General features: G+C 71.8%; 9 protein-coding genes. 7 read left to right on the forward strand and 2 right to left on the reverse strand.

Features of this window, described 5'->3' with window-relative positions; translation table 11 throughout:
* Positions 1–91 precede the first annotated feature (91 nt).
* On the reverse strand, positions 92–3,415 hold the full coding sequence (locus tag ABT296_RS00125) for a right-handed parallel beta-helix repeat-containing protein (protein ID WP_351922061.1): 3,324 nt from the start codon (positions 3,413–3,415) through the stop codon (positions 92–94).
* A 73-nt stretch (positions 3,416–3,488) separates the two neighbouring features.
* On the opposite strand from ABT296_RS00125, the gene ABT296_RS00130 reads away from it, so the two are divergent.
* On the forward strand, positions 3,489–4,808 hold the full coding sequence (locus ABT296_RS00130; protein ID WP_351922062.1) for a S8 family serine peptidase: 1,320 nt from the start codon (positions 3,489–3,491) through the stop codon (positions 4,806–4,808).
* A gap of 191 nt (positions 4,809–4,999) precedes the next feature.
* On the opposite strand, the gene eccCa is transcribed toward ABT296_RS00130, so the two are convergent.
* The gene (eccCa, locus tag ABT296_RS00135; protein WP_351922399.1) at positions 5,000–8,986 is read right to left on the reverse strand and encodes a type VII secretion protein EccCa; all 3,987 of its coding nucleotides are present in this window, start codon (positions 8,984–8,986) and stop codon (positions 5,000–5,002) included.
* Positions 8,987–9,288: 302 nt separating this feature from the next.
* On the opposite strand from eccCa, the gene eccD reads away from it, so the two are divergent.
* The 6 genes from eccD to ABT296_RS00165 all read left to right on the forward strand — a co-directional run.
* Positions 9,289–10,686 carry a type VII secretion integral membrane protein EccD gene (eccD, locus tag ABT296_RS00140; RefSeq protein ID WP_351922063.1) on the forward strand — a complete coding sequence of 466 codons (1,398 nt, stop codon included), beginning with the start codon at positions 9,289–9,291 and terminating at the stop codon, positions 10,684–10,686.
* Positions 10,687–10,702: 16 nt separating this feature from the next.
* Positions 10,703–12,181: a type VII secretion protein EccB gene (gene eccB / locus ABT296_RS00145; RefSeq protein ID WP_351922064.1), complete on the forward strand. Its 1,479-nt coding sequence runs from the start codon at positions 10,703–10,705 to the stop codon at positions 12,179–12,181.
* Positions 12,182–12,540: 359 nt separating this feature from the next.
* Positions 12,541–12,891, forward strand: coding sequence for a hypothetical protein (locus tag ABT296_RS00150; protein WP_351922065.1), 351 nt, complete (start codon positions 12,541–12,543; stop codon positions 12,889–12,891).
* 63 nt (positions 12,892–12,954) lie between these two features.
* Positions 12,955–13,275 carry a WXG100 family type VII secretion target gene (locus ABT296_RS00155; RefSeq protein WP_351922066.1) on the forward strand — a complete coding sequence of 107 codons (321 nt, stop codon included), beginning with the start codon at positions 12,955–12,957 and terminating at the stop codon, positions 13,273–13,275.
* Positions 13,276–13,302: 27 nt separating this feature from the next.
* Positions 13,303–13,749 carry a type VII secretion system-associated protein gene (locus ABT296_RS00160; RefSeq protein WP_351922067.1) on the forward strand — a complete coding sequence of 149 codons (447 nt, stop codon included), beginning with the start codon at positions 13,303–13,305 and terminating at the stop codon, positions 13,747–13,749.
* Between the two features lie 12 nt (positions 13,750–13,761).
* A partial coding sequence (locus ABT296_RS00165; RefSeq protein WP_351922068.1) for an AAWKG family protein occupies positions 13,762–15,107 on the forward strand: 1,346 nt, incomplete at its 3' end.

Genomic DNA, 15,107 nt, shown 5'->3' on the forward strand with positions numbered 1-15,107 from the left:
CCGGCACCGGCCGACGGGCGCCCGGCACGTCCGGTCGAAGGCCGGTCAAGGCCGGGGTCGCAAGGCCGGCCCCAGTGTCGCCCCCACCCGCCTACAGCGCCGCCGTAGTCCTCCGCACCGGCGGCAGGTCCTCCGGCAGGAGCGTGGTCAGGTCGGCCAGGCTGGGTGAGTCGAGCCCGCCCAGCCGGCGGGCCTGGCTCGTCATCATCGCCTCCAGCAGCTGCCGGGCCAGGCGCGCGTTGCCGAAGGACCGGTCGCGCGGCACGGCGTCCACATGGGCGCGCAGCGCCGCGAGCGTCGCCTCCGCGCACTCGTACCCGGAGACCGCGGCATGCCGGGACACGATGGTGACCAGTTCGTCCGTGCTGTAGTCCTCGAACGTCACGAACTTGGAGAACCGCGACGTCAGACCGGGGTTGGAGGCGAGGAAGCGGTCCATCTCCCCGGTGTATCCGGCCACCACGACCACGATCTCGTCGCGGTGGTCCTCCATCAGCTTCAGCAGGGTGTCGACGGCCTCCCGGCCGAAGTCGTTGGAGGAGCCCTCGGGCGTCAGGGTGTACGCCTCGTCGATGAACAGCACCCCGCCCAGCGCGCTGGTGAAGACGTCCTTGGTGCGCTGGGCGGTGTGGCCGACGTACTGTCCGACCAGGTCCGCCCGCGCCACCTCCACCAGCGAGTCGCGGGGGAGGACCCCCAGCGAGTGCAGCAGCCGGGCGTACAGCCGGGCGACCGTGGTCTTGCCGGTGCCGGGAGGCCCGCTGAAGACGAGGTGGTTGCTGATGCGGGGTGCGGGCAGGCCCGCGGCGATCCGCTGCCGGGCGTTGGTGAGCAGACTGACCAGATCGGCCACCTCCCGCTTCACGGCGGCGAGCCCCACCATGGCGGTCAGTTCGGCCATCGGGTCGGCCCGGCCGTCGGTGTCCGGCTCCGCCCCGCCGACGGCCGCCGCCTCGGCGTCACCGACGTCCTGCGGCAGCAGCAGCGTCAGATCCTGTTCCGCCGGGTCGGTCATGGCCGCGAGCCGGAACGCCTGCCGGTCCACCATGTCCTCGAACACCGAGCGGGCCGCCCGGCCGTTGCCGAAGGACGCGTCCCGGGTCATCTGCTCGAAGCGCAGGGCGAGGGCCTCCCGGGTCATCGGCCCGAGTTCGAACTGGTGGCGGGAGCAGAGGCTTTCGGTGATCGTCACCAGTTCGTCGACCTCGTAGTTGCCGAACTCGATCGTGCGGGTGAACCGGGAGGCGAGGCCCGGGTTGGCGGACAGGAACGACTGCATCTGCTCGGAGTAGCCGGCCGCCACCACGACCACGTCCTCGCGGTGGTCCTCCATCAGCTTCAGCAGGGTGTCGACGGCTTCCCGGCCGAAGTCGTTGGAGGAGCCCTCGACGGTGAGGGTGTACGCCTCGTCGATGAACAGCACGCCGCCCAGCGCGCTGGTGAAGGCCTCGGTCGTCTTGATCGCCGTACCGCCGATGACCTGGGCGACGAGGTCGGCGCGGGCGACCTCGACGAGATGGCCGCTCCTGAGCACCCCCAGGTCGGCGAGGATGCTGCCGTAGAGGCGGGCGACGGTGGTCTTGCCGGTGCCGGGCGGTCCCGCGAAGATCAGGTGGCGGCTCATCGAGGGGACCGGCATGCCGAGCCGGCGTCTGCGCTCGGCGAGCTGGTTGAGGTTCACCAGCGTGGTCACCTGGTGCTTGACGTTGTCCAGGCCGATCAGCGCCTCCAGTTCGGCCAGCGGACCCTCCGGCTCCGGCTCTCCGCCGGACCCGCCCGGGGCGCCGTCCCCGGCGGCCGACTCGGCCGACTCGCCCCAGCTGTCCGGTATTCCGTTGTCCGCGCTGGTCAGCAGCTCCACCGTGAGCCGTTCGCTCACACGGCTCTGGCGCAGCCCCGCCCCCCGGTTGTCGCGAACGACGCAGCGGGTGACGTCGACCGGTTCGGCCGTGTCGATCCGTACGCCGTCGCCGGTGCTGCCGGTGATCTCGCAGGCGTCGAGGGTGGCCCGGCCGCCGCGCGAGACCTGGATGCCGTGGGCCTTCGAGCCGTGCACCCGGACCCGCTCCAGGACGATCTCCGCGCCGTCCCGCACGCTGACCCCGGCGTCCGTGCTGGCGCCGATCTCGCAGTCCCGCAGGGTGCCCCGGCCGCGCTCGCCGACGAGGAGGCCCGAGCGGGCGGCGGAGCCGAGGACGGTGTCGCTGATGTGGGGGTCGGAGTCGTCGTCGATGCTCACCGCGCAGCCCCCGGCGGACTCCACCTCGCAGTGTTCGAGTCGGCCGCGGCCGTCGTCGGTGAACTCGATGCCGTGGCCGCCGGAACCGGTGACCCGGGTGTGGCGCAGCAGCGGGTCGGCGGCGGAGCGCACCGAGATGCCGACGCCCGCCGCGTCCAGCACGTCGAGGCGTTCGAACTCGGCGGTGGAGTCGTCCGCGAGCTGCACCGCCCCGGCGGTGTCGGCGCAGTCACTCACCACGGTGTTGCGCAGCAGGGGGGCGCTGCCCCCGAGGACGCGGATCGCGGCCTCGGCGGAACCGTGGAACGAGCAACCCTCCAGGGTGCCGCGCGAGCGGTCCAGGACGAGCAGCCCGCCGGTGGCGGTGCGCCGGGTGACGCAGCCGCTGAGCACCGGGTCGGCTCCGCCCGAGACGACGATGCCGCTCTGGGTGAGGGACTCGAAGGAGGTCTCCTCGATCTCCGGGCGGGACATGCTGCTCACCAGCAGGCCGACCGAGGTGTGGTGCACGGTGCAGCGCACCACCCGGGTCGAGCTGTGGCCCTCCAGGGCGATGGCGGGTTTGTCGGTGCCGGAGATGTCGCAGCCCTCCACGGTGCCGCGGGCCTCGCCGCTCGCGAGGACGCCGTTGGCCCGCGCGCCGCGGATACGGCAGTCACGGATGAGGGGTGCGGCGCTCTCGCCGATGACCACGGCGGAGGTACCGAAGTTCTCGAACACGCAGTCCTCGACGACGCTCTCGGACTCCGAGGAGTCCACGAGGCCGGCGCCACCGGGGTTGCTGATCCGGCAGCCGCGGGCGGCGAGCGAGCCCTTGCCGCGCACCAGGACCGCGGCCCATCCGGCGCCGTTCACGGTGCAGCCGTCGAGGGCCGCCTGTCCGGCGGGTACGTCGACGACCGCGGCCTCCTTGTCGCGGCCCCGGATGGTCAGCGAGCCGAGCATCACGGCGTCGGCCATGAGGGTGACGGCGGTGCCGTCCCGGGGGCAGAGCTCGACGGTGCCGGGCTCGCCCTCGGCGAGGATCGTCACCCGGTGGCGGATGACGAGATTCTCGGCGTAGCGGCCGGGGCGGACCCGGATCACCGCCCCGGTGCGCGCCTGGGCCAGGGCCTCACCGATCGTCGGGAAGCCGTCCGACCGTTCCGCGTCGACCGTGAGTATGTGCCGTGCCACGCCTCGAACCTCCTTGTGCTGAGGGGTAGTTGGCGTTGTACGCCGTACCTGTTGTGTGCATATCATGCGGAACATGCGGAATGTCATGAAAAAGCGGTGTGCGGGTGTCGCGCCGGCCCTCGCCGTCGTCCTGGCGGCCGTCGCGGGCCCCGTCGCCACCGCCCCGGCAGCCCTGGCCGCCTCGCCGACGCCCTCCCAGAGCCCGGAGAGCCCGGAGAGCGCGGAGAGTTCGGACAGTGCGGAGAGTTCGGACAGCCCGGACGGTCCGGAGAGCGCCGAGAGTCCGATCGGCGAGGACCCGGGCACCACGCTGCTCCCCCCGCTCCCCGTCCGCCTCGGCGAGGGCAACCCGTGTACCGGGGCCTCCGAGCGCACCGCCACCGGAGCCGCCTGGTCGCAGACCACGCTCGGCCTGTCCCGGGCCCAGCGGATCTCCCGCGGCGCGGGCGTCACCGTCGCGATCGTCGACACCGGTGTCGCCCCCGGCGTCCCGAGCCTGTCCGGCCGGGTCACGGCGCTCGGCGCCGCCGACGAGGACTGCGTCGGCCACGGCACCTTCGCCGCCGGACTGATCGCGGCGGCCCCCGAGCGCGGCAGCGGCATCACCGGCGTCGCCCCCGAGGCGAAGGTGCTCGCGCTGCCGGGCACCGACGACCGCGGCGTCCCCTCCGCCGCCCGCGTCGCCGCCGGCATCCGCACCGCGGCCGACCGGGGTGCCCGGGTCATCTACGTCGGCCACGCCCTGCGGACCGGAGAGGCCGAACTCACCGCGGCCGTCGCCCACGCCACCCGCGAGGACGCCCTGGTCGTCGCGCCCGCCGCCCCGGACGCCGTACCGCGGGCGGAACTCGGGCCGGAGGGCGAGATGCCGCGCGGGCCGTACTGGCCGGCGGTCGTGCCGGGCGTGCTGTCCGTCGTGGACTTCGGCCCCGGGGGCGTACGGCAGGAGAACGCGCCGCCCGCCCACGAACCGGAGCTCTCCGCACCCGGCAGCTCCATGGTCAGCGTCGGCCCGGGCGGCTCCGGCCACTACATCGGGTCCGGCGCCTCGCTGGCCACGGCGACCGCGGCCGGCGCCGCCGCGCTCGTCCGCGCCTACCACCCGGACTTCACCGCCGCCGAGGTCGCCCGTCGGCTGCTCACCACCGCCTACCCGTCGGACATCCCCCGGCTCGACCCGTACGCCGCCCTCTCCCTGGTCCAGGACGGTGCGCGGGCGGCCGCACCCGAACCGGCCGCGGCCCGTATGCCGGCCGCCGCGGACTCCGCCCCGCACAACCGCTCCCTGACCGTGGCCGCGGTCTCCCTCGCGGCCGTGCTGCTGCTGGCCGCCCTGGCGGCGGTGATCCCCCGGGGCCGCAGCAGGAACTGGCGTCCGCCACAGGGTCGTTGAGTTGAGCCCCGAGGCGGCACCGGGAACCGGCGGCTGCCGCAGGGGCCTTGAGTCGGGCCCTGCGGCAGCTCCAGGAACCGGCGCCTGCCGCAAGGCCGTTGACCCGCACCCAACCGCTGCGGCGGCGGGCAGCGGCGGACCCGACGGCGCCGTCGGACGCGAAGAGGCCATCAGCGGACGGGAAGGGGCCATCAGAGGGTGTCCTCCACGAAGGCCGTCTGGATCTGCAGCGTCTTGCGGCGCGCGATACGTATCGCCCGCCCCGGGATCAGCTCGCGCCCCTTCACGCTGCCGAACAGATACCCCTCGCTCGGCGGGCACGACATCAGCAGACCAGGGGTGTTGACCTCCTGGAGCCGCCGCAGCAGCGACTCGTTGAGGCCGCGCCCGGCACCCGCCGAGGACCGCGCCACCACCAGGTGCAGCCCGACCTCGTGCCCCAGCGCCAGGTGGTCCAGCAGCGGAGCGAACGGCTGCGCCATGGGACCGCTGCCGACCATGTCGTAGTCGTCGACCAGGATGAACAGCCGCGGCCCCTGCCACCAGTCGCACAGCCGCATCCGGGACGGCGCGATGTCCTCGCCCGGAACCCGCTGCCGCACCGCCCGGGCCGCGCCGTCCACCAGCTCCCGCAGCATGTCCATGGAGACCGCGTGCCCGAGCCGGTACGCCTCGGGGACGCTCTCCACCAGTTCCCGCCGGTAGTCCACCGTCATGATGCGGGCCTCGGCCGGCGTGTACCGCTCGGTGATGCCCCGCGCGATCAGCCGCAGCAGGTTCGTCTTGCCGGACTCCGTGTCGCCCACCACGATCAGATGCGGATTCTCGGTGAAGTCGTGCCACACCGGCGCGAGTTCGTTCTCGTCGAGTCCGAGCGCGATCCGCAGCCCCTGCTCGCCGTCCGGCTCCGGCAGTTCGCCCACCGGCAGGTTCGCCGGCAGCATCCGCACCCGGGGCGCGGCCGGACCCGTCCAGTTCTCGGCGATCGCGGCGACCAGGCCCGCCACCCCGTCCGCGAGGTCGTCGGCGTCCTCGACCCCGTCGACCCGCGGCAGCGCCGACAGGTAGTGCAGCTTGTCCGAGGTCAGACCCCGGCCCGCGCTGCGCGGCACGGCCGCCGCCCTGCGGGAGTCGATCTGGGAGTCCATCGGATCGCCCATCCGCAGCTCCAGCCGGGTCCCGGTCTGGTCGCGCACCGACGACGACAGCTCCACCCAGCGGGCGGTGGTGACCAGCAGGTGCACGCCGTAGTTGAGGCCGCGCGCGGCGAGCGCGTTGAACGTGGGGATGTGCCGGTCGAAGTCCTGGCGCACGGTGGCCCAGCCGTCGATCGCCAGGAACACGTCCCCGTGCGGCTCGTCGGCGAACTCGCCCGCCGCGCGCCGCTTGCGGTACGTGGCCATCGAGTCGATGCCGTGCTCCAGGAAGAACCGCTCCCGCCCGGCCAGCAGGGAGGTGACCTCCGCGATCGTCCGCCCCACCCGCTCGGTGTCCACCCGCGCCGCGACCCCGCTCATATGGGGCAGCCCGTCGAGGGCGGCGAGCGTACCGCCGCCGAAGTCCAGGCAGTAGAACTGCACTTCGCGCGGGGTGTGGGTGAGGGCGAGCGCGGTGATCAGGGTCCGCAGCAGGGTGCTCTTGCCGCTCTGCGGTCCGCCGGCGATCGCCACATGCCCGCCGGCCGCCGACAGATCCACCGTCAGCAGATCACGCAACTGGTCGAAGGGCCGGTCCACGACGCCCACCGGCACGGTGAGCCGTCCGCGCAGCGGCCAGTCGGCGGTGGTCAGCCCGAACCTCGGATCCGGTGCCAGCGGGGGCAGGATCTGGTCCAGGGTCGCGGGCCGGCCCAGCGGCGGCAGCCACACCTGGTGGGCGGGCGGGCCCGAGCCGCGCAGCCGGTCCAGCGCCACCGACAGCAGCGTCTCACCGCTGTCGCCCTCCGCCTCGCCGTCCGGCTCCGGGCCGGCGCCGTCGGGCTCGCCCGGGTCCGGGACCGCCGGGGCGCGCGGCACCACCCACTCCGCCGTCCACGGCACCACCTGCCGCGCCACCTGCGCCTGCACGACCGCCCGGCGCCGCTGGTACGGACCCGACACGTACGCGGCACGGAACCGGGTCAGCGCGTCGACACCGCTCTTGAGGAACCCGGCACCCGGCTGCGCGGGCAGCTCGTAGGCGTCCGGCACACCCAGCACGCCCCGGCTCTCCATCGCCGAGAACGTCCGCAGACCGATCCGGTACGACAGATGGCTCTCCAACTGGTGCATCCGGCCCTCGTCGAGCCGCTGCGAGGCCAGCAGCAGATGCACCCCGAGACTGCGCCCGAGCCGCCCGATCATCACGAACAGCTCCATGAAGTCCCGGTGCGAGGCCAGGAGTTCGCTGAACTCGTCCACCACCACGAACAGGCTCGGCAACGGCTGCAACGCCGCACCCGACTGCCGAGCCTTCTCGTACTCCAGCGCCGAGGTGTAGTTGCCGGCCGCCCGCAGCAGCTCCTGACGCCTGATCAGTTCCCCGTGCAGGGCGTCCTGCATCCGCGCGACCAGCGCCACCTCGTCCGCGAGGTTGGTGATCACCGCCGAGGTGTGCGGGAGTTCGTCGAGGCCGAGGAAGGTCGCGCCACCCTTGAAGTCCACCAGGACGAAGTTCAGCGTCTCGGAGGAGTTGGTCAGCGCCAGCCCCAGCACCAGCGTGCGCAGCAGCTCGCTCTTGCCGGAGCCGGTGGCCCCGATCAGCATGCCGTGCGGCCCGGTGCCGCCCTGCGCGGACTCCTTGATGTCCAGCTCCACCGGTCGGCCCTCGCCGCTCACCGCGATCGGCACCCGCAGCCGGGCACTGCCGGTCGCCTTCTCCCACAGCGTGGCGGGCACGTGCTTGTGCAGATCGGGGATGTTCAGCAGCGACGTCAGCTCCACATCGCTCGCCAGCGGCCGGGAGTCGTCCCCGCCCACACTCATCCGGTACGGCGCCAGGAGCCGAGCCAGCGCCAGGGCGCCCGCCGTGCCCAGCCGGTCGGGCCGGCCCAGCGCCGTCGACTGCTCCTTGCGGTCGCGGTCGGTGCGCACCAGCGCGATCCCGTCCCCGTCGACCTCCAGTCGCAGCGTGGTCCGCCCCGGCTTCCAGGCGAGCGCCCCGGTCAGGTCGAGGACCACCGCGTTGCGGAAGCCGTGCCCGTCGAAGCGGTGCCCCGCCGGCACCGTGCACCCGTCGATCACGACGACCGTGTACGGCTCCTCACGCCCCGGCACCGCGTCCGGGTCGGCGGCCGGCCGCTCCAGGAACTCGGCGCCCAGCAGGTTCTCCAGCTCCGTGAACGCGGAGGCGATCATCCGGGCCGGGCCCGCGCCGTCCTCCTCGTGCCGGTGCAGCGTGTGCGGCAGCCACTTCGCCCACTCCCACTCGGCGCGCCGCTCGTCCGACACGCACAGCGCGATCCACAGGTCGTCGGGGGAGTGGAAGAGGGCCAACTGCCCCAGCAGCGAACGGGCCAGGGCCCGCGTCCGGTCCTCGTCACCCCGGAACAGCACCTTCGACCAGGCCCGCAGATAGATCGCGACGGGCTGGTCCCGGACGGTGGAGTAGGCCCGGGTGAAACTGCGCAGCGCGTGCGCCGACAGCGGCTCCAGGTCCTCGACGGGCTTGGTCGACAGCGGCGTCAGCCTCATCGCCAGACGCTGGTCGCCGACACCCATCCGCACCTCGGCGAAGTCCTCGTCCGACGCACGCCGTTCCCACAGCCGCGTGCTGCGCACCAGCGAGGACAGCGCGTCCGGCTCCGGATGACGCCACGCCAGCGCCCGCTGCTGCTCCACGACGGACGCCCGCACCATGCGCCGGGTCTGCCGCAGATAGCGCAGATAGTCCCGGCGCTCGCCCTTCATCCGCTGCTTGCGCTCGGAGTTGCGGCGCATCACCTGACCGAGCATCATGCCCGCCGAGGCGACCACCATCACACCGAGCGCGATGTAGATGAAGCCGCCGCTGTCCCGGCTCATGCCGGGCCGCATGAACATCAGCATCATGGACACCGACATCAGCGCCATCGGCAGATACGTCCACACCGCGGAACTGTCCGGGACGACTTCCGGAAGCGTGGGCGGCTCCTGAAGACTCAGTTCCCCCGACGGCATTTCCGGACCCTTGCGGCGGGCCGGTCGGCGGAACAGGATCACGCTCAACGAACGTCCTCCTCAACGATTTCGGAAGGAATTCCGGGCGAACCTCGCGGGAACGTCGCGGGATTTCACCATGGGTTTCAGGATTCCGCGTGGCAGCGGCGGTTGAATTGCGGCGAGTTTTAACGGAGTTGAACTCCGGGAGTGGTGTTGCGAAAAGTCCGGCGTGCGGTCAAACTCGTCGGCGCATGCCCCGTCCGACTTGTTTCCGTCGCGTTCGGCGACCGACCGGTGTGCGGCCTCCACCTTCCAGCCACCGCGTGTCCCGCGGACCGCCAGAAAGCGTGAACCCCGAACCCATGACTGAGATCCAGACGGCAAGCCTGTGCCGTGTGACCGTACGGGCCCCGGCCAGGACCGTCGACCTGGCCGTCCCCTCCGACGTCCCCGTCGCCGATCTGCTGCCCACAGTGATCGGCTACGGAGGGGACGACCTGGAGGAATCAGGTCTGGAACACGGGGGTTGGGTGCTCCAACGCCTCGGCGGTCCACCGCTCGACCCCGAGAGTACCTTGGACTCCCTCGGGCTGCGGGACGGAGAGGAGCTTTATCTCCGGCCGCGCACCGAGGCGCTGCCCGAGGTGCACATCGACGACCTGGTCGACGGCATCTCCGAGGGCATGAACCGCAGGCCGCACGGGTGGACCGCCGAGGCGGGCCGGCGGCTGCTGCGCGGACTGGCCGTGGCCACCCTGGCCCTGGGCCTCGTGCTGCTGGCCATGCCGGGCACGGCCGGCTGGGTGCGGGCGGTCGCCGCCTCCGCGGCCGGACTGCTGCTCATCGCCGGAGCGGGCTCCGCCTCCCGCGCGGTCGGTGACGCCGGCGCCGGTTCGGTGCTCGGACTGATGGCGGCCCCCTACTTCGCGCTGGCCGGCTGGCTGCTGCCCGGCGGGGACCTCGGGGGCGCGGACGGCGACGCCGTGCTCGGCGCCCGGCTGCTGGCGGCGTCCGCGGCCGGTAGCGCGGGCGCGGTCCTGGCCCTGGCCGCGGTCGGCATGTACCCGGCGCTCTTCATCGGCGCGGCCTGCGTCGCCGCGTCGGGCGCCCTCGGCGCCGCCCTGATCATCCTGGACCTGGAGCCGCAGCAGGCGGCCGGAGTCGTGGCCGTCGTGGTCGTGCTCTTCGGCGGGTTCGTCCCGTCCCTGTCGTTCCGGCTGGCCGGCATGCGGATGCCGCCCCTGCCGACCAACGTCCAGCAGCTCCAGCAGGGCATCGACCCGTACTCCTCCTCCGAGGTGGACGCGCGATCGGCGCTGGCCGACGGCTGGATGACCGCCCTCTACGGCGCCGTCGGCCTGGTGTGCCTGCACAGCCTGGTGGCGCTCATGGCCGACCCCGGCCTCCCCGAGATCCTCCTCGTCGTCGCGCTCGCCCTGCTGTTGCTGCTGCACAGCCGCGGCCTGGGCAACGTCTGGCAGCGGCTGGCCCTGACCGCCGCCGGCGCCTGGGGGGTGGCCCTGCTGCTGTTCCAGTCCGCCCGCTCCCTCGCCCCGGCCGACCGGCTGACCCTGACGGCCGGCCTCATGGGACTGGCGGCCGCGATCGTCATCGCCTCCTGGACCGTGCCCGGACGGCGGCTCGTGCCGTACTGGGGGCGCGCGGCCGAACTGCTGCACTCGCTCGCAGCCCTCAGCCTCCTGCCGCTGATGCTCTGGTCGACGGGCGTCTACGGCTGGCTCCGCGGTATCAACGGCTGACCGGGAGAACGGCGACATGCACAGCAAACGCGACCAAGTACAGGCCCACCTGTTCGTCATGGGACGGCTGGCCTCGGCCATGCTGCGCGCCGAGCCCGACGCCCCCGAGAGCCCCCTGGGCCGGACCAACCGCGGCGCCGCGATCGGCGTGATCATCGCGTTGCTGGTCTGCGCGGGCGCCTTCGTCTTCGGACTGATCAGGCCCGGCGGCAACGACTCCTGGCGCTCCGGCGAGCACCTCATCGTGGACAAGCAGACCGGCGCCCGCTACCTCTACCTCGACGGACGGCTGCGCCCGGTGCGCAACCACGCCTCGGCGCGACTGCTCACCGGCGGCCCCGTCGACGTCACCACCGTCGGCACCTCCTCACTGGCCGGCACCCCGCACGGCACGCCCGTCGGCATCCCGGACGGACCCGAGGCGCTCCCGGCCGGCGACGACCTGGACCGTACGCCCTGGCTGGTCTGCTCCGGCGTACTCCCCAGGACGACGGGCGTCGTCACCGCGACCACCACCCTCGCCCTGGGCACCGGCACCCCGCAGGACGTGCCCGGCGGCGGACGGCTCGGCCGGGGCGAGGGCCTGCTGGTGACGGGCCCCGACAAGGCCGTGTACCTGCTCTGGCAGGGCAGCCGGCTGCGCCTGGACGACCGCGCGAACGCCGTCGAGGCCCTCGGCTACGGCGGCGTCACCCCGCGTCCGGTGTCCGCAGCCTTCCTCGACGCCTTCCCGCTGGGCCCCGATCTCGCCCCCGCCGAAGTGCCCGGCCGTGGCGGGAAGGGACCCGAACTGGGCGGACGGAGCACCAGGATCGGCCAGCTGTTCCGAGTCGACGTACCGGGCTCCGCCGCCCGCTACCACCTGCTCACCCGCGACGGGCTGGTCCCGCTCACCGACACCGGCGCGACCCTCCTGCTGGGCGACCCGCGCACCCGCGAGCAGGCGTACGGCGGCCAGGCGGCGACCGTGGCGACGCTCGGCGCGGACAGCCTGGCCGGACACCTCGCCCCCGGCGCAGGGGACGCGGGGGCCGACCCGGCCGGCCTGCCCGCGCGGCCGCCGAAGGCGCTCACGGTCGACGGGGACTCCGTGGCCTGCGCCGAGGTCGACTCCACCGGCTCCGGCGTGCGGGTGGGCGCCTCGGTGCTGCCCGCCGCCGCCCTGCCCGAACCCGTGCAGAGCCCCGCCCCCGACGTCGAACCGGGCTGTCTGCGCGTCGACTCCATCGCGGTGCGGGCCGGAACGGGCGCGCTGGTGAGGGCGTTGAGCGCGAGCGGCAGCGCTCTGGGCGACACCACCTACCTGGTGACCGACGAAGGGGTGAAGTACCGGCTGCTGTCCCAGGAGGGCGTGGCGGCGCTCGGCTACGAGGGCGTCGAGGCCCGCACGATGCCGTCCCCGATGCTCGCGATGCTCCCCAGCGGCCCGGACCTGACGCCGCAGTGGGCCGCCGCGGGCGAGGCGCACGTGACACTGCGCTGCCCCGGGGCGTAGCGGAGGAGGTCCGCGGCAACCGTCGGGAAGGGAAACTCTTGGCGTCGCCCCGGCCACTTCCCGCCGGGTCCGACACCCGGCCCCCGCCCCGGCGGACGGCGCTCCTGCCCGCCCTGTCCGGCTTTGGACGTCCCGCCGCTCACCTGAGCGGCGGGAATTCCGAGGAATTGCTCAACTGAGCTTTCCGGGAGGGGTATTTCCGGCTTCCAACGGCAATTGCCAAACCAGTTGCACCCTGCATAGCATCTGGCCACCCCCATGCCCCGGCGATTCGTCCGCGAACGCGGGAACAGCCCGTCTGCCCACGGGACGGTGTGGGGCCGTCACTCGGTGAGTTCCGCCGAAAGGGGAGTTCTCTCATGGCCATGCAGCAATCCGAAGAACGCGCCACCCGCAACGGGATCATGGCGCTGGAACAAGCCTTCACCGGTGTGCAACGCTGCCAGCAGGACGTCCAGTCCACGTCGCACACGCTCGCCTCCAACTACGGCGGCGCGGACGGCGGAAAGTACAAGAAACTGCTGGAGCAGTGGGACGAGCACGTCGACACCATCCTGATCAACCTGGACCGCATGGTCGACGAGCTCAACGGCACGCTCCGGGAACACGGGCTGGTGCAGGGATCCACCAGCGACGCCATCGACGCGGAGTACTCGCGCTCCACGGCCGTGTTCGACGAGCTCAACGGCACCAACACATCGGCGAACTGACCGCTGGCCCGCCCGGCGGGCCCCGGAATTCCACCCTTTCCTCCCGGTGATTGAAGGACTCCGATGGACTTCTCCGACGGCTATATCTACGTCGACTACAACCATGCCGAAGGCGCGGCGGACGACATGGTCGGCCAGTCCCAGGCGATCATGAGCATTCTGGCCAACCTGGAGATGGAACTCGCCGAACTCCGCAACAGCTGGATCGGTGACGACCGCGACGTCTACAGCGAGGTCCAGGCGGCGTGGGACAACGCCGTCGAGAACATCAAGACCCTCCTCGCCAACCACTCCGGGCTGCTCTCCGAGATCTCCGCGAACTACCGTTACACGGAGCAGAACCTGTCGCAGCGGTGGGGCGACATCAGGATCGGAAGTCGCTGAACCGGCCCCTGACGCAAGGGTGATCGCATGGCCGTCACGGTCCTCGACAGCACGTTCCTGAGAAACTTCATCAACAACCAGATCGACGGCTTCCGCACCCAGTTGGAGAACATCCTCAAGGACAGTCCCAGCGCCGGGCCCGCGATCTCGTTCATCGCCGACTCCATCTCGACGACCACGATCGACTCCGCGAAGCCGCTCGTCATCGGCCGGATGGCCGGCGAGAACAGCTCGGTCGGCGGTGGAGCCCTGAACAAGGTGATCCAGCAGGGTGCCGGGGAGGTACTGCGCATCCTGGAGGACCAGACGATCCTCTTCGAGGACCTCGAACAGGCCCTGTGGGACACCATCGACGAACTGGCCAAGAGCCAGGGCAAGAATCTCGAGAACATCACCGCGGACGAGTTCATGGACATCTTCGAGGATGTCGACAGTGATCTCGACAATCCCGGCGGCAACGAAGAGGAAGAGTAGCGGAGTTCGGCAATGGCCAACCCCGAGGACAACAACAACGACAACTGGAAAAAGGCAGTTGACCTGCTCACCGGCTACATCCTGCCGGAGCGGAGCACGTTGTTCGACAATCTGAAGGGCAATGACGGCATCCCGCTGATACACGTCCGGCTGGACGATCACGGCGGCCCGGAGTATTCGTCGGGATTCCTGTCGTCAGGCGGCTGGAAGACGCACAACACCGACTACACGATCCCCTTCTACCGCCCCAGCGACGACGCGCAGGACGTGTCCGAGGGCAAGTACCTCTACCGGTACCGCGCTTACATCACCTTCCTCGCCTCCGGCCAGGCCTGGCCGCCGAGCGGTGACGACGTGATCCCCGGCTACACGAAGACCAGCGAGAAGCTCAAGGACAAGGGCGGCTGGAACAAGGAGGGCGAGAAACTCGACTGGGACACCAATCCCCTGGTCCAGTACCTCTACGGCTCCAAGGCCGCCCTCGCACAGCTGACGATGTGGCCGTACTCCACCCACGGCTTCGAGAACCGTGGCATCCCGGTGAACGACGCCGACTACGTCGACCTGCGCACCTTCACGGACGCGGCGAAGGCGTTCGACCGGGTCGTGAAGTTCTTCGAGGACAGCGCGGTCACCGTCGGCAAGTGGGACACCGAGAACATCGGTGAGGGCAGCGACTCCTGGGACGGCACCTCGGCCGCCATCTTCAAGGAGCTCATCCACAAACTGGCCCGGAACTACGAGGGGTACGCCGACCAGCTCGACGGCAAGGGCACCGAGGGCACCGCCGTCACCATCGACGACGTGACGGTGACCTCCGAGCCGGCCCGCGCGCTGGCCGAGGCCCAGCGGGTCGTCCTCGCCCAGGCGCAGAAGCTCTACGACGCCTGGGAGGCGTGGAAGGCCGAGAGCAATCCGCAGCGCTGGCTGTACGACATGCTCCAGGACGCCCGGCTGACCCTCTTCGACACCCAGTACGACAAGACCGACATCGAGACGGTGTCCAGCGGTTCCGGCGCCTACACGAGTTGGCACAACTACGTGGTGTCGACCACCGGCTTCCAGAACGCGATCGTCATCGGCGGCAAGCCGTACGGCAGGCCGAGCGACATGACCACCTGGAAGGCGATCGCCGACGAGGCCGTGCGCCGGTGGGAGCAGTCCGTGCAGGACTGGCTCAGTACGGCGGGCGCCGAGGCCATCGTCGAGATCCACAAGGCGTTCAAGACCGCCGAGAAGGCGTTCGACACCAGCATCACCGACCGCGACGACCGCCCGCTGTCGGAGATCTCCGCCGAGGCCGAGGCGGAGGCCGAGAAGAAGAAGGCGGCAGCCGAAGCCGCGGCCGCCAAGGCGGA

Origin of the sequence: Streptomyces sp. NPDC000983 (assembly GCF_040299205.1) — a bacterium.
Taxonomy (GTDB): Bacteria; Actinomycetota; Actinomycetes; order Streptomycetales; family Streptomycetaceae; genus Streptomyces.